This window comes from Winogradskyella damuponensis, assembly GCF_039538385.1.
In the GTDB taxonomy this organism is placed as follows: Bacteria; Bacteroidota; Bacteroidia; order Flavobacteriales; family Flavobacteriaceae; genus Winogradskyella; species Winogradskyella damuponensis.
The window spans coordinates 121,369-147,471 of the sequence record NZ_BAABCB010000015.1 but is presented as its reverse complement, the minus strand read 5'-3'; the positions used below and the strand labels follow the sequence as shown (position 1 = coordinate 147,471).

Below are 26,103 nucleotides of genomic sequence, written 5' to 3'. Positions count from 1 at the left end.
ATGGCAGTAGATTTACTACTTGGATTACAATGGGGAGATGAAGGCAAAGGAAAAATTGTCGATGTATTTACCTCTAACTACGATATTATTGCACGCTTTCAAGGTGGGCCAAATGCAGGTCATACTTTGGTATTTAACGGCAAAAAACATGTATTGCACACAATTCCATCAGGTATTTTTCACGAGAACAAAGTGAATCTCGTCGGTAATGGTGTTGTTATCGATCCTGTTATTTTCAAGAAAGAACTAGATAAGTTAAAAGAACAAAACGTAGATTATAAAAAATCCCTTTGCATTTCTCGTAAAGCACATATTATTTTACCTACGCATCGTTTATTAGATGCCGCAAGTGAAGCTTCTAAAGGTAAAGCTAAAATAGGGTCTACATTAAAAGGTATTGGTCCAACATACATGGACAAAACTGGTAGAAATGGAATTAGAGTTGGAGATATTGAATTAGCCGATTGGAAAGACAAATACAGAGCTTTAGCAGACAAGCACGAAGCAATGATTGAATTTTACAACGTAGATATTCAATACAACCTAAAAGAATTAGAAGCCGATTTCTTTGAAGCTATCGAAACTTTAAAATCATTACAGTTTATTGACTCTGAAGAATACATTTATCAAGCACAACAATCTGGAAAATCGATATTAGCAGAAGGGGCTCAAGGCTCTTTATTAGATATTGATTTTGGAACGTATCCTTTTGTAACATCGTCTAATACCACTGCGGCAGGTGCTTGTACAGGTTTAGGGGTTGCACCAAACCAAATTGGAGAAGTCTTCGGAATTTTTAAAGCTTATACTACTCGTGTGGGTTCTGGACCATTTCCAACAGAATTATTTGATGAAGATGGCGCAACTATGGCCAAGGTTGGAAACGAATTTGGAGCTACTACAGGTCGCCCAAGACGTTGTGGTTGGTTAGATTTAGTCGCTTTACGTTATGCTTGTCAAGTTAACGGAGTTACACAATTAATAATGATGAAAGGAGATGTGCTTTCTGGTTTTAAAACCCTTAAAGTATGTACTGCTTATAAGTATAAAGGTGAAACCATTACGCATTTACCATATAACATTGAAGAAGAAAACATTACTCCTATTTATACAGAAGTAAAAGGTTGGGCTGCAGATTTAACAGGAATGACTGAAGCTTCACAACTACCTGAAAATTTAAATGGTTATGTTGAATTCTTAGAAAACGAATTAAATATTCCTATTACAATTGTATCTGTGGGTCCTGATCGTAAACAGACTATCATTCGTAAGAAGATATAATTAGACTTAAATAAAATATTGGTTTTTTTGTGAAATTTACGGTAAAGATATAGTGTCTTAACTTTAAACTATTTCTCAGAAAAACCAATATTTTTATCTACTATTAAGCTTGGTAAGCTACACATTTCTGTTAAAAAAAACGTTAACACATACTAAAGCAAATCTAATAAGTGTTATTTTGTAAAAAACATATGCCTTTGAAACGTTTTAAGAATTTATTATTTCTCATTTGCTTTTCCTTTGTATGCATTAGTTTTGCTCAAGAAAAACAACGTATTACCATTAAATACGCTGGTAATGCTTCAACCGCTCCAGAAGTTGAAGATGGCGCCATAGTCTTTCTTAGAGACAAATCACAACAAATCCACTTTATCCATGAAGGAGTAAATATGTGGTGCGACAAAGCTATTTATTATCAAGACCAAGATTTCATTGAAGCTTTTAGTAATGTTGTAATGAAACAAGGAGACTCTATTAATATGGTTGCCAAATATGTAGAGTATAGCGGAAAAACACAATTAGCTTTTGCAAGTGGAGATGTTGTTTTAACCGAACCACAATCAACACTAAAAACAGATACACTTTGGTTTAATAGAACCAGACAACAAGCTTATTACAATACAGGTGGAACGGTTGTAAGAGATTCTTCAGGAACCATTACAAGTCAAATTGGCCGTTACTACATGAATACGAGTAAATATCAATTTGTAAAAGATGTAGTACTTGTAAACCCACAATATACACTCAATACAGAGCGTCTCGATTTTTATACAGAAAACGGACACGCTTACCTTTTTGGACCATCAACTATTGTAGGAGAAACTAGTAAGGTCTATTGCGAACGCGGCTTTTACAACACCAACAACGATACTGGTCATTTTCAGCGTAATGCTAAAATCGATTATGAAAACAGAACCGTAGAAGGAGACAGCTTATATTTTGATAGAAACAAAAATTTTGCTTCAGCCACTAATAATATTACTGTAACAGACACTTTAAATAAAAGTATTGTAAAAGGCCATTATGCTGAAGTCTGGCGCGAAAAAGACTCTATGTATATTACCAAAAGAGCTCTAGCCATAACCGTTCAAGAAAAAGATTCTGTTTATATGCACGCAGACACCTTATTGGTTACAGGTAAAGAAGATCACAGAATCACAAGAGCTTTTTACAATGTGAAATTATACAAAAGCGACTTAGCAGGTAAATCAGACTCTATTCACGTAGATCACAAAACGGGATTGACACAAATGATAAATCTCAGCCGATTTAGCTCTACAGATGCATTTGCAATACAGCGCAAACCAGTACTCTGGAATATAGAAAATCAAATGACAGGAGACACTATTCATTTAATTTCTAACGTTAAAACGGAACAACTCGATTCGTTAAAAGTATTCAACAATGCTTTTTTAGTTAGTAAAGACACTATAAGCAAAGATGGCTTCAACCAAATAAAAGGACAACAACTAATTGGTTTATTTAAAGACAATGAACTATACAATGTTGATGTACTCAAAAATGCAGAAACCATTCGCTATTTACGGAATGACGACAATGAATTAATTGGTATTCAAAAGTCAAAATCTGGTAGTATTAATGTTAAAATTATTGACCAAGCTGTTGAGGAAGTACGCTTTATTAACCAAATTGATGGAGATATTTTTCCTGAGACAGATTTCCCTAAAAGCGCAAGACAATTAAGAGGTTTTGATTGGCGAGGCGAAGAGCGCCCACTCTCAGTTGAAGATTTATTTAAAGACGATCCTCCATTAGATTTGCCAATAATTAAAGGCTTAGAAGATTACGTTCCTGCCGAAGAATTTATTGATGACAACACCACCAAACGTGTTGAAGAAGCCGGAAAAGCAACACCAAAAAAAGACAACAAAGCAGCTCGGAATTTACCTAAAAAAACAACGACGGCTCCTTTAAAAGCAACGTTAAAAAAAGCAAAACCCTTACAATCAAAAAAAGAAAAAGACTAATTGAAAACAGACTTTTTTAAATACCAAGCCCAGACAACACCACATCCATTAGCCATGGAAATAAGCCATGCTAAAGGCTCTTATATTTATGATACCAACGCTAAAGCGTATCTAGATTTTGTTGCAGGTGTTTCTGCTTGTAGCCTAGGACATGCACATCCTAAAGTCATTGACGCTGTAAAAACGCAATTGGACAAATACCTTCATGTCATGGTATATGGTGAGTATATTCAAGCACCTGCTGTTGAATTATCTAAGCTCATCGCTGCACATTTGCCAAAACCATTAGAATCTACCTATTTAGTTAATTCTGGTACAGAAGCTATTGAAGGTAGCCTAAAATTAGCAAGACGTTATACACAGCGTTCAGAAATAATTGCTGCAAAAAATGCCTATCATGGCAATACATTAGGCTCATTAAGCTTAATGGATTACGAAGAACGTAAACACCCTTTTCTACCACTAATTCCAGACATAAAACATATTGAATTTAACTCAGAAAGCGATTTAATTCAAATTACAGAAAACACAGCTGCAGTTATTTTAGAAACCATTCAAGGAGGAGCAGGCTTTATTGAACCTACTAATAATTATTTAGCTAAAGTTCAAGAACGTTGCAATGCCGTTGGAGCTGTATTTATTCTTGACGAAATTCAACCAGGAATTGGCAGAACGGGAAAGCTATTTGGATTTGAAAACTACAACTGTCAACCAGATATTGTTGTTACAGGCAAAGGCTTAGGAGGCGGTTTACCCATTGGAGCTTTTACCGCCTCAACAGAAATGATGATTACTTTAAGCGACAATCCTAAACTTGGACATATCACAACCTTTGGAGGCAATCCTGTAATTGCTGCTGCTGCTTTAGCTACTTTAAAAGAAATAACAGCGTCTAATCTCATTGCTGAAACCTTAAAAAAAGAAGCATTAATAAGAAAACACCTTCAGCATAAACACATCAAAGAAATTAGAGGTCGTGGATTAATGTTAGCCGCTTTAACAGAAAGTGCAGACCTTACAAGTCAGGTTATTTTAGAAGCTCAAAACCAAGGATTAATCCTATTTTGGTTACTTTTTGAACCAAAAGCTATCCGAATTACACCTCCATTAACCATCTCAAATGATGAAATAATTGAAGGCTGTCGTATTATTACATCAATATTAGACAATATCTAAACATATCCTTCAATACTCAAGTTGCTAAATTACAGATTCTTAAGCCACAACAAATAAAGTGGGGTTTTAATGTTAACTACTTTGTTAAAAACATTCGCTCAAAAAGCAATGTATACTAAAGGATAACTGTAATTTTATTTCGGTGAAATATTAATCCATATATGCAGTACAGTCACGAAGACGAAAATTTTCCACTTACTCGATTTGAATCGATGTTAAAGACCAATAATATATTGTTCTTTGATTCGGCCGAATTTGAGAACATTATTCATCATTATCTTGAAAATGGTAAAATTGCTTTGTCTAAACGTGCTATAAAATTAGGTTTAGAACAACACCCTACATCTATTAACCTCAGGTTATTTCAAGTAGAAATATTGGTTATTGAGAATAAGTTTGCAGAAGCCAATGAACTTCTCGATAAACTTCATAGTTTAGAACCCACTAACGAAGAGATTTTCATTCAAAAAGCAAATGTATTATCTAAGCAAGATGAGCATCAAAAAGCAATAAATACATTGCTTATTGCCATTGACATGTCTAACTCACCAGAAGATGATGCAGATTTGTACGCTTTGGTAGGTATGGAATATTTATTCCTAGATCAGTTTGATGATGCTATTATCTATTTTAAAAAATGTCTAGAAAGTGATGTTACAGATTATTCTGCACTTCATAATATAATTTACTGCTACGATTTTTTAAATAAAAATTCTGAAGCAATAGAATACCTGAATGAATTCCTAGATACTAATCCTTATTGTGAAGTTGCCTGGCATCAATTAGGCAGACAATATTTTGCTATTAAAGAATATGCCAAAGCAAGTGCAGCTTTTGATTTTGCAATTATTTCTGATGATACTTTTGTCGGAGCTTATATTGAAAAAGGTAAAGTTTTAGAAAAACTAAAAAAGTACGAAGAAGCGATTGAAAATTATAAAATCACTTTAGCTTTAGACGATCCTACTTCTTTTGCGCTTTTGAGAATTGGCTATTGTTATTCAAAACTTGGACAGAGTGATTTAGCTATTCAATTTTTCAAAAAAACGATTGATGAAGATGCTTTACTAGATAAAGGTTGGATTGCAATTACTAAATTTTACCTTAAACGTCACGATTACCAAAACGCACTTGATTACATAAAAAAAGCCGTTGCAATTGACGGAGACAATGTGTTATATTGGAAATTGTATGCCACAGTAAACAAACATTTAAATTTTCTTGAAGAAGCAGAACAAGGTTACAAACGCGCTTTAGAACTAGGAAATTACGAATTAGATACTTGGTTAAACAGAACAGATATCTTAATTGAACTTGGCGAGTACCAAGCTGCTATTTTCAATTTATTACAAACGACAGAATTCTATCCAGAAAGCCCTGAAGTTGAGTATCGTTTAGCAGGACTCTACTTTATGGTATATCAACCTGAAGAAGGCCGTTTCCATCTAAAAAACGCCACATGTCTTAATATTGACTATAGTTTTATTATTTCAGAATTATTTCCTCAACTCACAGACAGACCTTTAATTAAGGCTATAATTTCAGAAGCTAAAAAGACATCAAACTAAAAAAAATCTTACCTTAGCAGCTCTTATTTTACAAAAGAATGCAAAGACGATTTATAGATTATTTAGCCATCACTTTTAAAGGTATTGCTATGGGAGCTGCAGATGTTGTTCCAGGTGTTTCTGGAGGAACTATTGCTTTTATTTCTGGTATTTACGAAGAACTTATAGAAAGTATAGACAAAGTAAATCTAAATGTTTTTAAAGTTTGGAAACAAGATGGCTTTAAAACCGCTTGGAATTCTATTAACGGTAATTTTTTATTAGCTCTATTTTCAGGAATTGCTATTAGCATTTTATCCTTAGCAAAACTGATAAAATGGCTACTACACAATGAACCTATTTTACTTTGGTCTTTCTTTTTTGGACTTGTTTTAGCAAGTATTCTTTACATCGCTAAACAAATCAATGGTTGGTCGTTAAAATTAGTAATTGCAATTATTATTACTTCTATTTTATCATTTTACATTACACTAGCAGAACCGTTTGCTTCTCCTGACAGTCCATTCTATTTGTTGTTTTGTGGTTTTATTGCCATAATAGCTATGATATTACCTGGTGTTTCTGGTGCTTTTATTTTACTTATTCTTGGAGCTTACCAAACAGCAATAGATACAATTAACAATTTAAGAGATGGTTTACTTAATGGTAACATGGAACTTTTTAAAGATGCTCTTTTTAAATTTGTATTACTTGCCGTTGGTGCTGTCATTGGACTTAAAGTCTTTTCTAAAGCGCTAAACTGGATGTTTAAGCATCATAAAAACCTAACATTAGCCATCTTAACTGGTTTTATGATTGGGTCTTTAAACAAAATATGGCCTTGGAAAGAGGTTTTAAAAACACGCGTAAATTCTGAAGGAGAAGTAGTAACCTTACTAGACAAAAGTATTTTACCGTCTTCCTATAGTGGAGATAATGAGATAGTAATGGCTATTGTATTTATTATTATTGGTTTTGCTGCAATTCTTGTTTTAGAAACTTTAGGAAAACAAAAAGACAACGTGTAATGCAAAGCACAAGAGCCCTTAAAGATCGTATATTCCTGGTCATTAAAGGTTTGGCTATGGGAGCTGCAAACAAAGTTCCTGGTGTTTCTGGAGGAGTGGTTGCTTTTGTCGCCGGTTTTTACGAAGAGTTTATCTACTCACTACAACGTGTTAACAAAACAGCTTTTAGACTATTACTTAACGGAAGATTTAAAAGCTTTTATCGTTATATCAATGGTAAATTTTTAAGCCTATTATTCTTAGGTATGATAGTAAGCTATTTTAGCGTTTCTAAACTATTAGATTACCTCATTGTACATTACGAACTCTATGTTTGGAGTACTTTTTTTGGAATGATTCTAGGTTCCATTTACTACATAAGTAAAGATTTTAAAGAATGGAATAGAACCACTATTTTAGCGCTAACACTCGGCGCTATAGCAGGAATTAGCATTAGCTTCTTAGACCCTGCTAAAGAAAACGACAATCTCTTTTTTGTGTTTTTCTGTGGAATTATAAGCGTTTCCGGCATGACATTACCCGGATTTTCTGGGTCTTTTATTCTTATTTTATTAGGCAATTATGTATTGCTCTTAGTCGATTCTGTAAATGCACTTTACGATACTGTATTTGATATTTTTAGTGGTAATTTTGAATTTATACACAATGCCGTAAGAATACGAATGCTAAAAGTTTTAGCTGTTTTTACTTTGGGGTCTGTTGTTGGTCTAGTAACCTTTTCTCATATCCTAAACTATATTCTAAAACATTATAAAAACATTACTTTAGCAACTATAATGGGGTTTATAATTGGCTCACTTGGTGTGGTTTGGCCTTGGAAAGAAACGATTTACAAAACAAATCTTGAAGGTTCACTTATTTTGGATTCAACTGGAAAACAAATTATTGCCAATTACCAACGCTTTTTACCAGATTTGAATACGCAAACTTACATTGCAATTGCTTATATTGCCTTAGGAATCCTCATAGTTTTAGGATTAGAATGGTATGGACAACGCACAAGACAACTCAAAACTTAAATTCGGACTCGTAGGTAAAGACATCTCCTACTCCTTTTCTAGAAGTTATTTTAAAACCAAATTTGAAACTGAAAATTTACAGCACTCTTATGTAAATTTCGACTTACAATCTATAGATGAACTTTCAGAAGTTATAACAAGCACCTCAAATTTAAAAGGACTTAATGTAACTATTCCTTATAAAGAACAAGTAATACCTTTACTTGATAAACTTAATAAAAAAGCACAAGAAATTGGAGCTGTAAACACCATCAGGTTTACAAAAAACAAAAAACTAATAGGTTATAATACCGATTTTTACGGGTTTAAAAACTCTATACAACCACATTTAAAATCACATCATAAAAAGGCTTTAATTTTAGGCACTGGAGGCGCTTCTAAAGCCATTGCTTATGCGCTTAAAAAGCTAGACATTAAATTAAATTTTGTATCGCGTTCTCATAAAGAAGGGGTTCGTTTTTTATATTCAGATTTGACTAAAAAAATCATTTCAGAACATACTATTATAATTAATTGTACTCCAATTGGCACATTTCCAAATGTAGATAAATGTCCAGATATACCTTACGAAGCTTTATGTGAAAATCACATTTTATACGACCTTATCTACAATCCAGAAGAAACTAAGTTTTTAAACCAAGGACGTTTAAAAGGAGCTACAACTATTAATGGCTTAGAGATGTTACGATTACAGGCCGAAAAATCTTGGGAAATATGGAATAAGCCCTAAACGCTCAATAATATTACTACAATCTGCAAATCCCTTTGTAATTCAGCTACTAGTTAGTATCTTTAACCTCCTATATAAAAAAATTGACACATGTCTGAGAATGATAACCTGCAAGAAGCAGATGGAAAAAAAGAAGTAGTATCTAACGAAACTACTCCAACACAAGAAACAACTTCTAACGTTGAAACTGAAATAACCTCAACTGACGAGGCTCTAGAAATTAAAACAAAAACGGATTCAACCAAAGACAATCACGTTGAAGAAATAGAAGCTTCAAATGCTGAAGATGCCGAAGACGAGTCTAATGCAGAACGTCATGAAGTTGAAGAAAAAGATTATCATGCCATGACTATGGATGAGCTGACAACCGAAATCAGCAGACTCCTAAAAAATCATAAAATTCAGACCATTTCAAAGCACGTTAATGAAATTAAAACTGAATTCAATGCTAAATTCAGTGAACTTTTAGACGAGAAAAAAGAAGAGTTTATTGCAGAAGGTGGTAATGAAATAGATTTCTATTATACCAACGACACCAAAAAACGTTTCAATTCACTTTATAAGGAATACAAACAAAAAATAAATGCCTATTATAAGGAGCGTGAGCAAAACCTCAAGCAAAACTTAGACGATAGACTACAAATTATAGAAGACATAAAAAGCCTGCTTAGTGTTGAAGAAAACATGGGCACAACCTATAAGCACTTTAAAGAATTACAAGAAAAATGGCGTAATGCTGGCCCAATTCCTAGAGACAAATACAATAACGCTTGGAATACTTACCATCATCACGTAGAACGTTTCTATGACTTTCTACACCTCAATAATGATTTGAGAGATATGGACTTTAAACACAACTATGATCAAAAATTAAAAATCATAGAACGTGCTGAAGAATTAGCACAAGACGAAAACACCAATCGTTCATTTAGAGAATTACAAGTCTTACATAAATTATGGAAAGAAGAGCTTGGACCTGTTAGTAAAGAACACAGAGAAGCTATTTGGGAACGTTTCAGTAATGCAACAAAAGCCATACACGATAAGCGCCAAGCTTATTATGCTGACATGGATAAAGCCCACGAAAAAAATCTTGAACGCAAAGAAGAAATTATAGCACTAATAGTAAAAATTGCTGAAGACAAAGGTAATTCTCATAGTGCGTGGCAGAAAAAAATTAAAGATATTGAAGTTTTAAGAGATGCTTTTTTCAAAGCCGGAAAAGTACCACTAAAAGTAAACGAACAAACTTGGGCAAAGTTTAAAGATGCTGTAAGAACTTTTAATCGTGGTAAAAATAACTTCTACAAAGATTTAAAGAAAGATCAATACGATAACCTTAAAAAGAAAAAGGATTTAATTCAAATTGCAGAAGAGCATAAAGACAGTGACGACTTTAAAACGGTAACTCCATTGATGAAGAAAATTCAGAATGAATGGAAAAAAATAGGTCATGTTCCAAGAAAAGATAGCGATAAAATTTGGAAGCAGTTTAAAGGGGCTTGTAACCATTATTTTGACAGAATGCATGCAGAGCGTAAAGCACAAGACCAACACTTATATGATGCTTTCGACAAAAAAGTTAAGCTTCTAGATGCTTTAAAAACCTTAGAGCTTACAGATGATCCTAAAGCCGATATTGACGTTTTAAAAGCTAAAATTTCTGAATGGAAAGAAATTGGTCATGTACCACAAACCAAACGTTACATTGATGGTAAATTCTACAAAGCAATAGATGATGCCTTTGATAAGCTAAAAATGGATAAGTCTAAATTAGACATGATTAAGTTTGAAAGCAAGCTTGAAAATTTAGCTAATCCTGATGATACAAGATTACTTGACAATGAGTATAACTTTATCAAAAAGAGAATTGATGAGATAAAATCTGAAATTAATCAATTGGAAAATAATTTACAGTTTTTCTCTAATGTAAAATCAGATAATCCGTTAGTAAAAGATGTACACAAAAATATTGCTAACCATAAAAAAGAATTAGATACTTGGAAAGCCAAGCTGACTAAAGTTCGGGGGATGTATAATTAAAATCACAATTAACATAAACAGAGTGCTTCAACTTATGACCGTTGATTTTGTCATGAGCCAGAAGCTTTCGCTTTAATGCTAAAAGAAAAAGTAGTGCTATAATTTTTTTATAGCATAGTCCATTAAAAAGAAAAACTAAATATTAACACCAAAAAAATTTATGAGAAAACTATTACCCTTTTTACTATTATGCGTACCCACTGTAGTATTATCACAAGTTGCGTTAAATCAAGTTGATGACTTTGAAGACTACACAATGAGCAATTGGACAAAAAACAGTTCCATACCAAATGAAAACATTTACAACGGAGGACCTTTAGGTGACGAGGATAATTTTTTACGTGTCACTTCTAGTGGCTCTGGTTCAGACCTCGAATTAATGACTAAAAACAATGCACAATGGCAGGGCAATTACTATCAAGGTAATCTTTCAAGTCGCGTAAAATATATATCAATGGATGTTAGAAACTCTGGTTCTAATGTTATTTTTTTGAGACTTTCTTTTCAAACTGATTATGGTCTTATTTATCGTTGTAGTACTACTAATGCTATAGCTGTTTTACCAAACGAAGGATGGAAACGAATTTCCTTTTCTATACTTGAAGAAAACATTACAGCACTGTCTGATACTTTTAATTATGCCGTTACTTTTGGGAGTGGAAGTCAAGGAGTTGAAGAAATGAGAATATTACACAATGCTGTTCCTTCGTGGGAATCAGAACCTATAGATGCCATATTAGATATTGATAATATTATGGCTGAAGATCAAACGTTAAGCACACCAACTTTTGAAATAAAGCCTGAATTAAAATTATTTCCTAACCCAACTAGTAATGCTATTACAATTACCAGTAATGAAAATGTAACAGAAGCTATTACATTTAACATTATAGATGTATTAGGCAGAATTGTTAAAAATGGGCAGTCTAAATTAAATCAGGAAATAAATATCCAAGATCTAAATTCTGGCAATTATATTATTGAGATAAAAAACACTAACGGAAACATCTTTAGAAAAAAGCTTATAAAAAATTAAGCTTCTTTATTTATATTGAGAATCCACATCAATAAATTAAAAAATAGGCTCATTAAAGCCATAACATATCAAAACCCATCTGTCTCTACAGATGGGTTTTGCCCTAACTAAACTAAATTAACCTTAATTATAACCGCTTAAAATAATAATTAAGATCTCCTACTAAGATTATAAAAACGTTTTTTGTTTTTATATAAAGTATTTACGCACAGAAATTAGTTTTGGATGTTTCTATTTTAAATTTTTAGAAAATTTTATGATTTAGATAGTAAAACACAGCATTTTTACTGTTTTACACTGCGTAGACAGAGGCTAAACGTCTCTAATTTGTTACAGGAATTCTTAAATTATCAGGAATTTTATAACAGTTTTGCCTCTTCCCAAAACACATCCATTTCAGAAAGTGTCATGTCTTTTAAAGACTTACCTAAGGCTTTGGCTTTGCTTTCTAGATATTGAAAGCGTTTAATGAATTTTTTATTAGTGCGCTCCAAAGCATTTTCAGGATTTACGTTAAGGAAACGTGCGTAATTTATCATTGAAAACATAACGTCTCCAAACTCACTTTCAATAGCATCCTGGTCGCCTTTTAAAATTTCAACTTTTAGTTCGGCTAGCTCCTCTTCTACTTTTTCAAAGACTTGTTCAGGTGTTTCCCAATCAAATCCTACTCCTGCAACTTTATCTTGTATCCGACTTGCTTTTACCATAGCTGGTAAACTTTTTGGGACACCTTCAAGCACACTTGTTTTGCCTTCTTTAAGCTTTAATTGTTCCCAATTACGTTTTACTTCTTCTTCATCTTTTACAACCACATCACCATATATATGAGGATGACGATCTATAAGCTTATCACAAATACTATGACAAACATCGGCGATATCAAAGTTATTGGTTTCACTCCCTATTTTAGAATAAAACACAATATGAAGTAAAACATCGCCCAATTCTTTTTTAACCTCTTCTAAGTCGTTATCAAGAATAGCATCTCCAAGTTCATAAACTTCTTCTATAGTTAAATGACGTAAAGATTCCATTGTTTGCTTCTTATCCCAAGGACATTGCTCTCGCAACTCGTCCATGATACGTAACAAACGTTCAAAGGCTTTTAATTGAGCTGTTTTATCAGACATGTTTATTCTTCTTCCTCAGAAGTATCGTTGTTGGTTTTAGATTCTTCAAGCGCATCTAAAAGGTCATTCTTTTGAAGTAAATTATACCACTGTACCACTTTTTTTATGTCAGAAGGATACACACGATCTTCATCATAATCTGGCAATACTTCAAAGAAAAATTCTTCTAAAACATCTTTTCCATCTTTATGACTGATAGATGTTGGCTGTCCATTCTCTTTGTCTTTTACTTTTTTAAGCACATCTTTTAAAGGCACTTCTTCGGCTAGCGTATAAATTGCAATTTCACTAAGAATGCTAATATTACTATGTGCACCAACTGTGATTCTTTTTTTGTCTATTAAAGATTCTACAACAGCACCTGTTCTAGTCTGTGTTACGATTTGGTATAAACCTGGTTTTCCAGAAATGGATAAAATTTTGTCTAAGCTCATATATATTGTATTAACGTTTCTTGCTCATTGCAGGAAAACGCATTCTGTAATCAATTTTAATTTTACCTTTTGAAATATTAGTCAATCTCCCTTTTATTAAACGCTTTTTAAATGACGACAATTTATCAGTAAACAAAACACCTTCAATATGATCATATTCATGTTGAATTACTCTTGCAATTAAACCGTCGTACGCTTCAACATGAGTATCAAAATTCTCATCTTGATATTGAATTTTAATCTTAGGTTTTCTAAAAACATCTTCTCTTACATCTGGAATACTTAAACAGCCTTCGTTAAAAGCCCATTCTTCTCCTTCTTCTTCTAAAATCTGAGCATTTATAAATGTTTTTTTAAAACCTTTAAGTTGTTCTTGCTCTTCTTCAGAAAGACTGTCGTCGTCAGCAAAGGGACTCGCATCAACTAAAAACATACGAATAGCTAATCCTATTTGAGGTGCCGCTAAACCAACACCATACGCACCATACATGGTTTCGTACATGTTTTCAATTAGCTCATTTAACTTTGGATAATCTTTATCAATGGTTTTTGCTTTTTTCTTTAAAACAGCATCTCCATAGGCAACGATTGGTAAAATCATAATTCGTTTATTTTCGAGTGCAAAAGTATCAATTTTAAAGAATATAATTTCAAATTTCAAAAACTAAATTCCCATAGACGTTCTCGCTAAGTAGCAAAGACGCAAATTTTCAACACTTTACATTTATTTACTAAATACTAGAAAGGTAACTCTGCAAAATAAGTGTTGCACTAATCTCATCAATTAAGGCTTTATTTTGTCGCTGCTTTTTCTTCAACCCACTATCAATCATCGTTTGAAAAGCCATTTTAGATGTAAAACGCTCATCAACTCGATCTACAGGAATTTCAGGAATGCTTTTACTTAATTTTTCTAAAAACTTCTGAATATAAACTTCACTTTCTGATGCTGTATTATCCATTTGCTTAGGTAAGCCAACTACAAATCTCTCAACTTTTTCAGTAGAAACATAGTGTTTTAAAAATTGTAGTAACTCCTTAGTATCAACTGTGGTTAAACCAGAAGCAATAATTTGCATTTCGTCTGTAACCGCTAAACCTGTTCGTTTTGTACCAAAATCAATGGCTAAAATTCTTCCCATAATTGCAAAGATACAGTAATTAAAAAACGCTTCCTTAAAAAAAGAAGCGTTTCCATAGATAACCAATCTAATCAAACCAATGTTATGATTTTATTCCCTCAAAAAATAAATCACTTTATCAATGTATATATAAGACACTTCATTTTTACTTAAGTCACATATATCTTCCTAAAAAAAAGAAAACCCCTTAAATTACGGGGAAAGGGGTTTTCTATACTAGCTATTAATTAAATTATCAGATAAAAGTTATAAAATAAATTACCCTCCATTTAATATTCTATAAGACACTTGTATTTTGAATAGGTCACATTTATTTAAAAAATATTTTTTGATGGGTGTTTATGGACTTATCTTTGAACTTAATTTTTTCTACAGAAATGAGCATGTATAAGCTTTATTATCATGATAAATAATAAATAGCCAACAGCATGTGACTTTAATAAAACAATAAAATAGATACATATGAAACAACTACAATCTGTAATAGAAAATGCTTGGGACGATCGTTCTCTCTTAACTAACAACGTTACTATTGAAGCGATAAAAAGCGTCGTAGATCTTGTTGATGCGGGCACCTTACGTGTCGCAGAACCAACTGATGGTGGATGGCAGGTAAACGAATGGGTAAAAAAAGCAGTTGTTTTATATTTTCCAATTCAGAAAATGGAAACATTTGAAGTTGGAATTTTTGAATATCATGATAAAATCCCACTAAAACGTGGTTATGCAGAAAAAGGAATTAGAGTTGTACCACATGCCGTAGCTAGACATGGAGCTTACATTTCTTCTGGTACTATTTTAATGCCAAGTTATGTAAATATTGGCGCTTATGTAGATGAAGGTACTATGGTAGATACATGGGCAACGGTTGGTAGTTGTGCACAAATTGGTAAAAACGTTCACCTTTCTGGTGGTGTTGGTATTGGTGGTGTGTTAGAGCCTTTACAAGCTGCTCCTGTTATTATTGAAGATGGTGCGTTTATTGGTTCTCGTTGTATTGTTGTTGAAGGCGTACGTGTAGAAAAAGAAGCTGTTTTAGGTGCTAATGTAGTATTAACAATGAGTACAAAAATTATAGATGTAACTGGTGATGAGCCTATAGAAACTAAAGGTGTTGTTCCTGCGCGCTCTGTAGTTATTCCTGGCAGCTACACCAAAAAATTTGCTGCTGGCGAATACCAAGTTCCTTGTGCTTTAATAATTGGTAAGCGTAAAGAGAGTACAAATAAGAAAACATCTTTAAATGACGCTTTACGTGAGTATAATGTAGCTGTTTAACTGGTTATATGAGCTCTAAAAAAAAATAAACCTATAACAATCCAACTGAGAGCTATTGATTTTCAGTTGGATTTCTTATAACTTGAAGAATGAAAATTTTAGTTATTCAACAAAAAATGATTGGTGATGTTTTGGCTACAAGTATTTTATTTGAAGCTATAAAACATAAACATCCTAAAGCAGAATTACACTATGTGATTAATTCGCACACTTTTCCTGTGGTTAAAAACAATCCTTTTATTGATTATTTTCATTTTTTCACTCCGGAACACGAAAAGAGCAAATTCCAACTTTATAAATTTGCTAAAGATTTAAACAAGCAAAATTTTGATGTCGTTATTGATGTTTACTCTAAATTATCGAGTAAACTCATGACTTTTTTATCTAAAGCAAAAACTAAAATCTCTATTGATAAAGGAAAAAAATCGTTTATCTATACTCACACCTTTAAACATAAAAGCAAAGCACATACAAATGCTGGTCTAGCGATTGAAAATCGTTTACAACTGTTAAAACCTTTAGACATTGATGCTTTAAAAATTGTACGACCAAAAATATATCTCACAGAAGATGAAAAAAATAACGCTAAACAATTTTTAGAATCTAGCGCTATTGATTTGGAACCCCCCCTATTTATGATTGGTGTCTTAGGTAGCGGCCACAACAAAACCTATCCTTTTGAATATATGGCAAAGGTGATTGACCAAATCGTATTAGAACACCCCACTAGTCAGATTTTATTCAATTACATTCCAAAACAGGAAGCAGATGCTAAAGCTATTTTAGAATTATGCTCTCCAGAAACTCAAAAACATATTTATTTTGATGTCTTTGGAAAATCTTTAAGAGATTTTTTGGCTATAACCTCGCATTGTGACGCCTTAATAGGCAATGAAGGCGGAGCCATAAATATGGCAAAAGCACTTTATATTCCAACATTTACCATATTCTCACCTTGGATTAAGAAAGAGGCTTGGAATATGTTTGACGACAATATAAAATACGTTTCTGTTCATCTTAAAGATTATGACAATAAACCATATCTAAATATTGAACACCCTAAAGTATTAAAATCAAAAGCTACAGAATTGTATTTAGATTTTAAGCCCGCTTTTTTTGAAAGTAATTTAAAGGCTTTTTTAAAACGGTTGCACTAATCTTTTTTAATTCCGAATGGTGTCCATTTTAAATTTTCTTTTTTCACTTTAGCTCTAATGGCTAAATTTCGATCTAAAGATTCTTGTGTCTTATAGCCTCTAGCATGATCTAAATGTAAAACGATTGCTTTATAACGTATTTGCTTCGTCTTCATTCCAAAATTCACTAAGCGCTCTCCCAATTCTCTGTCTGGCCCACCATATTGCATACGCTCATCGTAACCATTAATGGCAATTAAATCTGATTTCCAAGCAGAAGAATTACAGTTATTAAAGGTCGCTCCTGTTGGTGTTACCACGTCTAAAAAGCTAGCTAATCCGTCTTTAACCGATAATTTCAGAGTGTTTTTACTCCCTAATTCACCTTTAGATTTTAACCATTTTACATCAAAACAATTGTGAGACGTAATATCATTTTCAGAAATGGTTTCACTTAAATCCATATTAAGCTTACAGTAACCACCAGATAAGAAATACCCTTTTTCAGCAAATTTAGCATGCGTTTCTACAAAATCCTTACGCGGAATACAATCTCCATCAGTGAATAAAATATATTCATTTTTAGCCATAACAATGGCTTCATTCAATATTTTTTGACGTCTATACCCTTTATCTTCATGCCAAGCATGTGTTATATTTACGGGATAATCTGCTTTAAATCTATCGATTAGATCTTTGGTTTCACTGGTAGAACCATCGTCTGCAATAATGATATCAAAATCTTTATAAGTCTGAACGCTATAACCGTAAAGGACTTTCTCTAACCAATCTATTTTATTATAGGTTGCAATAATCACTGTTATTTTAGGTAGTGCCATTGTCTATTCTTTTTTAATACCAAAACTGGTATAGGTTACTTTCTTTTGTTTTGTTTCTTTCCTTATTTGTTCATTCAAAGCTCTTGCTTCTTCATTTTTATAAGGCCTTTCATGATGCAAATGTACACAAATAGTACTGTAACGTACTTGTATAAACTTAACACCATTATTCATCATCCGTTCACCTACTTCTCTATCTTCTCCTCCGTATTGCATACGTTCATCAAAACCATTAACAGCTAAAATGTCAGATTTAAAACAGGAAACATTCATACCATCAAAAGTGGCTTTAGTTGGTGTTATTTTATTTAAAATGTTTGCTTTAGATTTAGACTTAGTTAATTTATTGAATTTAAAACTTTTAGGTTGTCCTTCAGCAATTAACCAATCTTTATCAAAACACTTTTGCGTAGAAATAATAGTCTTAGTTATAGCATTTGAAATAGACGCTACCAATTTAAAATAGCCACCTGAAAGAGCACAGTTAGGTCTGCGTAATCTAAGATGTGTTTCTACAAAATCTTGTCTGGCAATACAATCGCCATCCGTAAAAATAAGGTAGTCTGAGTCTGATGCTACAATCGCTTTATTCAAAATTTTTGTTTTCTGAAAACCATTATCTTCATGCCAAACATGAGTAATTTTTAATTCTGTCTCTGAAGAACATTTATCTATTACAGCTTTTGTTCGCTCATCAGAACCATCATCTGCGATGATAATTTCAAAATTATTTTCCGTTTGAATACTATAACTATACAATACCAGAGCTAACCATTCTGGTTGATTGTAGGTACTAATAATTACAGATGCTTGTGAATTAGATTGCATAGCACAAAAATACTATTTTTACAACTGAGAAATTAATACAATGTTAAAACTATCTGGAGTCATTATTACGTATAACGAAGAACGCAACATTGAGCAATGTTTGCAGTCTTTAGTAGGTGTTGTTGATGAAATTGTGGTGGTAGATTCTTTTTCTACAGATAACACCAAGGCTATTTGCGAACAGTTTAACGTGGTTTTTATTGAACAAAAATTCTTAGGCTATATAGAACAAAAGAATTTTGCTTTATCTCAAGCTAATTATGACTATGTGGTCTCTTTAGATGGAGATGAAGCCTTATCTGAACCCCTTCAAAAATCGATTATAAATCTAAAATCGAACTGGAAATTTGACGGTTATTATGCCAATCGTTTTAATAATTTCTGTGGACAATGGATTAAACATTCGGATTGGTACCCAAATAAAAAACTTAGGATTTTTGATAGAAGAAAAGCGGAATGGCAAGGCATTAATCCGCACGATAATGTGCAACTTTTTGATACCAACGCTAAAACAGGCCACTTAAAAGGTGATATTTTACACAAAACATATCAAACGTATTCCGAGTTTAATCAAAAAACAGAATACTTCTCTACGATTGCAGCTAAAGCTTATATGGATAAAGGAAAAAAAGCTCCTCTTTGGAAAATTATATGCAATCCAACTTGGGCCTTTTTTAAATCTTATGTTCTAAGATTAGGTTTTTTAGATGGGTTTAATGGATTTGTTATTTGTGTACAAACCGCAAATATTACATTTTTAAAGTATTCTAAATTGCGTGAGTTATATAAAAAACCTTAACGTTTTTTCTTTCTCCAGAAATAATACTTTCGTTTAAACGCTTCTTTCTTTTTAAAACTTGATGAAAATTTTTGAGAGAAGAAATACATACGTTCTCTAACTTCATCATGCGGCTTCCCGATTAACTTAGCATATTCATCGCTAATAATATCCAGCATATAATCCTTAGGAGATAAGCGTGCAAAATTTGCTAATCGTTCATCATAACTCAAAGTTTTAAAATCCATTCGATTAAGGTCTACCAAATAAAATTTATAAACTCCATCTTCTTTTTTTATCAATGTGTTACCTGGCGAATGATCTAAAAAATGAATACCATTTTCGTGCAACCTGTAAGTGAATTGTGTAAACTGCCTTAAGATATTATCATAATCATCACATTCTGGCTCATCAATAAGCTTTCGTATTGTAAAATCGTATGTTAATTGCTTACTGATATAATAACTACTACCAAAAGTAAATGCCGACTTATATTCAACAAAAGCTTCTGGTGATGGGGTTAAAACACCTGCTTTAAGCAAACGTGTTGCATATAAGAACGAACGCTCTGCTTTGCTTTTTCTAAAAAATTTATAGACAATTTTATTAACTAAATTAGGGACTTTAAATTCTTTTATATTGTAGCGTTCTCCACCAATAGTCAGTATTTTTATAACATTCCTATAACCATTACCAATCATTTCACCTTGTTGGTCAAAATTTTTAATGGCACTCATTAACTGATCTTTAGTTAGTGCAGAATTATCATGAATTTTTACAGTTACTGACATATAAATAATAGTAATCTTTGACTGCAAAAGTAGGTATTTAATTCTTTGGACAAAAGATTAAAAGCCGCTTCAATTATAGCTGAAAGACTTCCAAATATTTCTGTAAATTTGTGTCATCTAATAATCTCCTATGTTTAAACACTATCTCATCACTCGCTTTAATCTCAAAAATAAAAATTGGGACGTCACAAAGAATAACGAAACATTATTAACTAGAGAGTGGATGACACATAGAATTGGTTTGTTTAGTAATTTCTGTTTACCCTCAGTTGCTAGCCAAACCAATACAGATTTCCAATGGTTGTTATTTTTTGACACGACAACCGATGCCGATTTTAAAACAGAAATTGAAGCGCTTTTAAAACCTTACCCACATTTTAAGGCTTTTTACATTAATGGTATGGACGCTTTTCATTCGTCTATTAAATCATATATAGCAGAAGACAGCAAAGACAGTCCTTATATTATTACATCGCGAATTGATAACGACGATTGTATTCGTAAAGACTATATAGCAACAATTCAACAGCAATTTAAATCGCAAGATTTTATGGCTATTGATATTTTAAAAGGCTACTCATTACAAGTTTCACCAGATATTATGCTAGGAAAGAAAGAGCATATTTTTAATCCTTTTATAAGCCTGATTGAAAAAAACGACACACCAAAAACAGTATGGTTTAGTGACCATAATATGTGGAAAAAAGAATCAAGACGTGTTGAAATAGCCAATCAACGCTTATGGATGTCTATTATTCACGAAAAAAATAAAGTCAACGAGTTTGATGGTTATGACAACGTAAGTTGGGATGCAATAAAAACTGACTTTATTGTTTCTGACGATATCAACGCTAAGGTTTCAAAACACATCATTCCTCATAAAGAATGGCGCTATTTAAGTTTTAAAAATAAACTTTATGTCAACTATGTCTTAATGAGTAAGAAATTAAAAAAAGCCGTAGGACTTTATAAAATTAAGTAAGCTTATAATTCCTATTTTTACCAAAAATCAAACCTCTCTTAAATGCGATTAATACAATTTACAGCTTCAAATGGTTGGCGTGGACACGAACAAAAAATCATTTATTTATATGAAGCTTTTAAAGCGGAAGGCTATGTTGAAGACCAATGGATTGTTTGTCCTATAGATTCAGAATTGTATCGCATTGCAACAGAAAAAGGCATGCAAGTAATTCCGTTTGAATACAAATCGGAATACAGTTTATCTTATGCTAAGGCATTTAAAAAACTCGCCAAAGAGAAGAAAGCATCTGTTATTTTTATTCACAGTAGTAAAGCACATACTTTAGCTGTACTATCGCATTTTATTTATGGTATGAAAGCACCTTTAGTGCTTTGTAGAACACTTATAAAACGTGTAGACACTAACTTTTTTAGAAAGTGGAAATACAACTACAAAGGCATTAAAAAAATTATATGTGTGTCGCAACCTGTAGTTGAATCTTTAAAGTTTGCTGTAAAAGACCATAGCCGATTTACCGTTATAGGAAGTGTGACTGATATTAATAAATTTAAAAAACAAGCTCCTACAGGAATGCTGCATAAAGAATTTAAAATTCCTGAAGATTACAAACTCATAGGAAATATTGCAGAGTTCACAGGTTTTAAAGACCATTATACTTGGGTTGATACGGTTGAAATTTTAGTAAAAGAAAATAAAATTAAAGCCAAATATATCTTAGTTGGAAAAGGTAGTATGGAACAAGATATACGCAATTATGTTAATGAAAAAGGGTTAACAGAACATATTATCTTTACAGGTTTTAGGCGTGATGTCCCAGAACTATTACCTGAGCTTGATTTATTTCTATTTACATCTAATAATGAACCTACAGGTGGTGTGTTATTAGAATCCTATGCCTGCAAAGTGCCTATTGTTGCTGCTGATGCAGGTGGCATATCAGAAGTTATTGTAGATGGCGAAACTGGCCTTTTGGCAAAAGTTGGTAATGCAACCGATTTTGCTAAAAAAGTGACGATATTAATGCATGATAAAGCGCTTCAAGATAAATTTACAACCAATGGATACCAATACCTTTTAGATAATTTTACTAAATCGGTAATTTCTAAAAAGATGTTTGACGAACTATCTAAGCACGAGCTTCGTTAGGCAGTTGTATTAAGTCGCCCATTATTTGATTAAGAGGTTCTGACATAACGCGTTTCATACCACTTTTTGGAAAAAAAGTTAATTCACCAAAATATATTTTCCCTTGAATAGAGTATAAATCTACACGTATAAAAATAAAATCCTTAGCTAGTTTTCTAGCTGTTTCAACCATTTCATCAAAGTTCTCTGGTTTATCTAATGCGCGTCTTAAATAATTTGGTTTTTCAGATGGCAACTCTATTTTATTCCACTCCATGTCATAATAAGACCTCTTTCTTATACCATCCTCTTCTGCTTTAGCATATATATATTTTGGTTCTCCATGAAAACACAAAAATTTATAATCTACAATAGCCGCATCACTAAGCTGATCTAAAAAATGTTCAACTAGAATTCTAGGTTTTATATCTTTATATATAAGCTCTTTATATTTATCGTAATAATTCAATGATAAATATTTATTAAGCTCTCTTTTCGTTTTTTGCCAATCTAAGCTAGCTTTATCCTCTACAATTACGTTATAGCCAGAACCATGTGTTCCTTTCATAACAAATTTATTTGGCAAGCTTTCAAAATCAATATCGTCTACATTATCATAAACACCAATGATATCAACAAGATATTCAGGTCCCAAAACTTTTTTTATGTGAGACCTAACTTCATATTTATCTACATAATCTTTATATGCTTCTGTATATAAATTCAATTTTAACCATTGAATTTTTTCGGAAATCTCTTTTGGATTTTCAATATTGAGATGCTTCTCATTTTTCAAGTAATATGAGCTTTTTAAATACTCCTCAACTTTATTAGGTTTATTCTGCAGATACTTTGTAAGTATTTGATAATATTTTCTTTTAAAAAAATTCATATTAAAATAGCTCGATTTATTGAATCACAAAAATATTAATAGTTATTTACTATATTTTATAAATAATAAAGTATTTTCAAATCAATATCATTTGACATGTGATAAATTAATGAATTTTTAATCATTGGTTCCGAATCGTATCTTTACACTACCATAAAAAACGGTTATGTCGTTTTAATTACTCTTATGAATTACAATCAAGCCAACAAAAACAACATACTAAACCTCATCAATAGAGAAAGTGAGTTATTTAAAACTGATATCGATAAATATCACACGGAATTAAACACTATCATTTCAGCCTCAAAATTTTTAATTCTAGGAGGCGCAGGCACTATTGGTCTAGCAGTGACCAAAGAAATTTTTAAACGCAATCCTAAAAAACTTCATGTTGTAGATATTAGTGAAAACAACTTGGTAGAATTGGTAAGAGATATTAGAAGTTCTTTTGGCTATAGCAATGGAGATTTTAAAACTTTTGCTTTAGATATTGGTTCTATTGAATACGATGCATTTATAGCTTCAGACGGCAATTATGATTATGTTCTAAATCTTTCTGCCTTAAAACATGTAAGAAGCGAAGAAGATCCATTTACATTAATGCGCATGGTTAATGTTAACATCTTAAACACCGAAAAAACAGTTCAACAATGCATTGAAAATAATGTAAAAAAATATTTTTGCGTTTCTACAGATAAAGCCTCAGATCCTGTAAACATGATGGGAGCATCTAAACGCATTATGGAACTTTTTTTAATGGAAAAAAGTAAAAAAATTAATATTTCTACAGCACGTTTTGCAAATGTTGCTTTTTCTGATGGTTCTTTATTACATAGCTTTGAGCAACGCTTTAAACAACAGCAACCCATAGTTGCTCCAAACGATATTGAAAGATACTTTATTACACCAAAAGAGTCTGGAGAACTCTGTTTAATGTCCTGTATATTTGGAGAGAATAATGATATTTTTTTTCCTAAACTGAATACAAACCTACAACTTGTTAGTTTTGCTAATATTGCTGTAAAATATATTAAACACTTAGGTTACGAACCTTATCTATGTAAAGATGAAAATGAAGCTAGACAACTAGCAAAAACCCTACCTCAAACCGGAAAATGGCCTTGCTTATTTACTAAAACAGACACCACTGGCGAAAAAGATTTTGAAGTGTTTTTTACAGAAAATGAAACCTTAGACATAGAGCGTTATAAGGCTATTGGAATTATAAAAAACAAGCCCAACACAAATACTAAAGATCAACACAAATTATTTTCTAATGAAATAAATAACCTAAGAGCAAAAAAATCTTGGACAAAGGCAGATATAACTCAATTATTTCATAAAATATTACCGAACTTTAACCACAAAGAAACTGGGAAATATTTAGATCATAAAATGTAGCTGATGCTTAATAAAATAGATGTTGTAATTATGGCTGGTGGCAAAGGCAAACGTTTAATGCCATTAACAGCAGACACACCAAAGCCTCTTTTAAAAGTAGGTAACAAACCAATAATTGAGTACAATACAGACCTTCTTGCTTCATACGGAATTAAACATATTAATATAACTGTTAATTATTTAAGTGATCAAATTATCGCTTATTTTCAAAAGAATAATCCGCATCAAATTGATTTCAATTTTATAAAAGAACCCAAGTTTTTAGGAACTATTGGAGCATTAAAACTAAACAAAAACTTAAAAAAAGATTACATATTAGTGATGAATGCAGATTTGCTTACTAATGCAAATTTTGAAGCGATTTTTAATGGTTTTCTTTCAAAAAAAGGTGATGCTTTAATAGCAACTATACCTTATAAAGTAAATATTCCACATGGTGTTGTAGAAACCAAAGCGGGTTATGTTACCGACTTAAAAGAAAAACCCTCTTATACTTATTACTCAAATGCTGGTATTTATATGTTTAAAAAAGAATGTTTAAATTTTATTCCTGAAAATATTTTTTTCGATGCCACTGATTTAATTGAGGTTTTACTATCTAAGAATAAAAAAATCATCAATTATCCAATTTTAACATACTGGTTAGACATTGGCAAACCTAAAGATTTTGAAAAAGCACAAGAAGACATAAAACACATAAAATTGTAATATGAATTATCTCGTTGTAATAACAGCTCGTGGCGGAAGCAAAGGCATTCCTAAAAAAAACATTAAACTTTTAAACGGCAAACCTTTAATTCAGTATAGTATTGATATTGCTAAAAAAATTGCAGATAAAAAAGACATTTGTTTTACAACCGACAGCGATGAAATTATTGAGATTGCCCAAAAGCTTGGTTTAGAAATTCCGTTTAAACGCCCAGCAGAATTAGCAACTGACACCGCCAATTCTCAAGATGTTATTTTACATGGTTTAGAAGCCTACGAAAAACTAAATAATAAAACTTACGATGCTATTGTACTATTACAACCAACCTCGCCGTTTAGAACTTTAGAGCAAGTTCAAGACTGTATAAACCGCTATGATAATTCTATAGACATGGTTGTATCTGCAAAGCAAGCATCTGCAAATCCTTATTATAATTTATACGAAGAAAACAATGGCTTTTTAAAGCCTTCAAAAGAAGGAAACTACACCAGACGACAAGATTGCCCTGATGTTTGGGAACTAAATGGAGCCATCTATGTTATTAACTCAACAGCTTTGAGAACACAAAAAATAAAAGCATTTAGTAAAGTTAAAAAATATATCATGTCTGAAGAAACTTCTATTGATATTGACACTCCTTTAGATTGGAAAATCGCAGAATTCTATCTTCAAGATTCCAAATAAATATTACACCTTAAAAAGCTTAGTTTTCATTTTTAAAGGTTAGTGCTGTGTCGTATCTTTGCACAGCAAAAAAAACAGATATTTCTTCAACCTATTTATA

25 protein-coding genes are annotated in these 26,103 nt (G+C 32.0%); 17 read left to right on the top strand and 8 right to left on the bottom strand.

The genetic code is table 11. The features are described from left to right. From ABD730_RS06430 to ABD730_RS06390, 9 genes are all read left to right on the top strand, one after another. On the top strand, positions 1–1,281 hold the full coding sequence (locus ABD730_RS06430) for an adenylosuccinate synthase (RefSeq protein WP_215925411.1): 1,281 nt from the start codon (positions 1–3) through the stop codon (positions 1,279–1,281). A gap of 191 nt (positions 1,282–1,472) precedes the next feature. Beyond that, positions 1,473–3,269: an OstA-like protein gene (locus tag ABD730_RS06425; RefSeq protein WP_334467131.1), complete on the top strand. Its 1,797-nt coding sequence runs from the start codon at positions 1,473–1,475 to the stop codon at positions 3,267–3,269. Further along, positions 3,270–4,445: an aspartate aminotransferase family protein gene (locus ABD730_RS06420; protein ID WP_344713389.1), complete on the top strand. Its 1,176-nt coding sequence runs from the start codon at positions 3,270–3,272 to the stop codon at positions 4,443–4,445. Positions 4,446–4,606: 161 nt separating this feature from the next. After that, entirely contained in the window at positions 4,607–6,013 is a 1,407-nt protein-coding gene (locus ABD730_RS06415; protein ID WP_334467125.1) for a tetratricopeptide repeat protein, read from the top strand. Positions 6,014–6,051: 38 nt separating this feature from the next. Then, entirely contained in the window at positions 6,052–7,020 is a 969-nt protein-coding gene (locus ABD730_RS06410; RefSeq protein ID WP_215925415.1) for a DUF368 domain-containing protein, read from the top strand. After that, positions 7,020–8,039, top strand: coding sequence for a DUF368 domain-containing protein (locus ABD730_RS06405; protein ID WP_334467120.1), 1,020 nt, complete (start codon positions 7,020–7,022; stop codon positions 8,037–8,039). The genes ABD730_RS06410 and ABD730_RS06405 overlap by 1 nt, the downstream gene beginning before the upstream one ends. Next, a complete protein-coding gene (locus ABD730_RS06400) occupies positions 8,008–8,769 on the top strand; it encodes a shikimate dehydrogenase family protein (RefSeq protein ID WP_334467118.1) in 762 nt (253 codons plus the stop codon). The genes ABD730_RS06405 and ABD730_RS06400 overlap by 32 nt, the downstream gene beginning before the upstream one ends. A 90-nt stretch (positions 8,770–8,859) precedes the next feature. Beyond that, the gene (locus ABD730_RS06395; protein ID WP_344713385.1) at positions 8,860–10,812 is read left to right on the top strand and encodes a DUF349 domain-containing protein; all 1,953 of its coding nucleotides are present in this window, start codon (positions 8,860–8,862) and stop codon (positions 10,810–10,812) included. 160 nt (positions 10,813–10,972) lie between these two features. Further along, complete coding sequence (locus tag ABD730_RS06390; protein ID WP_334467114.1) at positions 10,973–11,848, top strand: T9SS type A sorting domain-containing protein; 876 nt, start codon at positions 10,973–10,975, stop codon at positions 11,846–11,848. A 359-nt stretch (positions 11,849–12,207) separates the two neighbouring features. On the opposite strand, the gene mazG is transcribed toward ABD730_RS06390, so the two are convergent. From mazG to ruvX, 4 genes are all read right to left on the bottom strand, one after another. After that, positions 12,208–12,981, bottom strand: a complete 774-nt coding sequence (gene mazG, locus ABD730_RS06385; RefSeq protein WP_334467112.1) for a nucleoside triphosphate pyrophosphohydrolase — start codon at positions 12,979–12,981, stop codon at positions 12,208–12,210. Positions 12,982–12,983: 2 nt separating this feature from the next. Beyond that, a complete protein-coding gene (locus ABD730_RS06380; RefSeq protein ID WP_215925421.1) occupies positions 12,984–13,415 on the bottom strand; it encodes a DUF5606 family protein in 432 nt (143 codons plus the stop codon). A gap of 10 nt (positions 13,416–13,425) precedes the next feature. Next, a complete protein-coding gene (gene def, locus ABD730_RS06375) occupies positions 13,426–14,016 on the bottom strand; it encodes a peptide deformylase (RefSeq protein WP_334467109.1) in 591 nt (196 codons plus the stop codon). Between the two features lie 130 nt (positions 14,017–14,146). Next, the gene (ruvX, locus tag ABD730_RS06370) at positions 14,147–14,557 is read right to left on the bottom strand and encodes a Holliday junction resolvase RuvX (RefSeq protein WP_215925423.1); all 411 of its coding nucleotides are present in this window, start codon (positions 14,555–14,557) and stop codon (positions 14,147–14,149) included. Between the two features lie 462 nt (positions 14,558–15,019). On the opposite strand from ruvX, the gene ABD730_RS06365 reads away from it, so the two are divergent. After that, positions 15,020–15,835 carry a 2,3,4,5-tetrahydropyridine-2,6-dicarboxylate N-succinyltransferase gene (locus ABD730_RS06365; RefSeq protein ID WP_344713381.1) on the top strand — a complete coding sequence of 272 codons (816 nt, stop codon included), beginning with the start codon at positions 15,020–15,022 and terminating at the stop codon, positions 15,833–15,835. 89 nt (positions 15,836–15,924) lie between these two features. Beyond that, positions 15,925–16,992: a glycosyltransferase family 9 protein gene (locus ABD730_RS06360; RefSeq protein ID WP_344713379.1), complete on the top strand. Its 1,068-nt coding sequence runs from the start codon at positions 15,925–15,927 to the stop codon at positions 16,990–16,992. Here the strand turns inward: ABD730_RS06360 and ABD730_RS06355 are convergent. Both ABD730_RS06355 and ABD730_RS06350 read right to left on the bottom strand, forming a co-directional pair. Next, positions 16,989–17,810 (bottom strand): glycosyltransferase family 2 protein, encoded by an 822-nt coding sequence (locus tag ABD730_RS06355; protein WP_334467103.1) that lies wholly within the window; start codon positions 17,808–17,810, stop codon positions 16,989–16,991. The genes ABD730_RS06360 and ABD730_RS06355 overlap by 4 nt on opposite strands. A 3-nt stretch (positions 17,811–17,813) precedes the next feature. After that, entirely contained in the window at positions 17,814–18,638 is an 825-nt protein-coding gene (locus ABD730_RS06350; RefSeq protein ID WP_344713376.1) for a glycosyltransferase family 2 protein, read from the bottom strand. Between the two features lie 40 nt (positions 18,639–18,678). Here ABD730_RS06350 and ABD730_RS06345 point away from each other — a divergent pair, with 40 nt between their 5' ends. Beyond that, entirely contained in the window at positions 18,679–19,437 is a 759-nt protein-coding gene (locus tag ABD730_RS06345) for a glycosyltransferase family 2 protein (RefSeq protein WP_344713373.1), read from the top strand. Here the strand turns inward: ABD730_RS06345 and ABD730_RS06340 are convergent. Then, positions 19,434–20,207, bottom strand: a complete 774-nt coding sequence (locus tag ABD730_RS06340) for a lipopolysaccharide kinase InaA family protein (protein WP_344713371.1) — start codon at positions 20,205–20,207, stop codon at positions 19,434–19,436. The two genes, ABD730_RS06345 and ABD730_RS06340, sit on opposite strands and share 4 nt — an antisense overlap. 130 nt (positions 20,208–20,337) lie before the next feature. Between ABD730_RS06340 and ABD730_RS06335 the strand changes: the two genes are divergently transcribed. Both ABD730_RS06335 and ABD730_RS06330 read left to right on the top strand, forming a co-directional pair. After that, positions 20,338–21,189 (top strand): glycosyltransferase, encoded by an 852-nt coding sequence (locus ABD730_RS06335; protein WP_344713369.1) that lies wholly within the window; start codon positions 20,338–20,340, stop codon positions 21,187–21,189. A gap of 42 nt (positions 21,190–21,231) precedes the next feature. Beyond that, positions 21,232–22,338: a glycosyltransferase family 4 protein gene (locus ABD730_RS06330; protein WP_344713367.1), complete on the top strand. Its 1,107-nt coding sequence runs from the start codon at positions 21,232–21,234 to the stop codon at positions 22,336–22,338. Here ABD730_RS06330 and ABD730_RS06325 read toward each other — a convergent pair. After that, entirely contained in the window at positions 22,319–23,113 is a 795-nt protein-coding gene (locus tag ABD730_RS06325; protein WP_334467094.1) for an ATP-grasp fold amidoligase family protein, read from the bottom strand. The genes ABD730_RS06330 and ABD730_RS06325 overlap by 20 nt on opposite strands. A gap of 282 nt (positions 23,114–23,395) precedes the next feature. Between ABD730_RS06325 and ABD730_RS06320 the strand changes: the two genes are divergently transcribed. From ABD730_RS06320 to ABD730_RS06310, 3 genes are read left to right on the top strand one after another with little or no spacing between them, the layout of a single operon-like run. After that, a complete protein-coding gene (locus ABD730_RS06320) occupies positions 23,396–24,610 on the top strand; it encodes a UDP-N-acetylglucosamine 4,6-dehydratase (protein ID WP_344713365.1) in 1,215 nt (404 codons plus the stop codon). Positions 24,611–24,613: 3 nt separating this feature from the next. Then, positions 24,614–25,318: a nucleotidyltransferase family protein gene (locus ABD730_RS06315; protein WP_344713363.1), complete on the top strand. Its 705-nt coding sequence runs from the start codon at positions 24,614–24,616 to the stop codon at positions 25,316–25,318. 1 nt (position 25,319) lies between these two features. Beyond that, entirely contained in the window at positions 25,320–26,003 is a 684-nt protein-coding gene (locus tag ABD730_RS06310) for an acylneuraminate cytidylyltransferase family protein (protein ID WP_344713361.1), read from the top strand. Positions 26,004–26,103 lie beyond the last annotated feature (100 nt).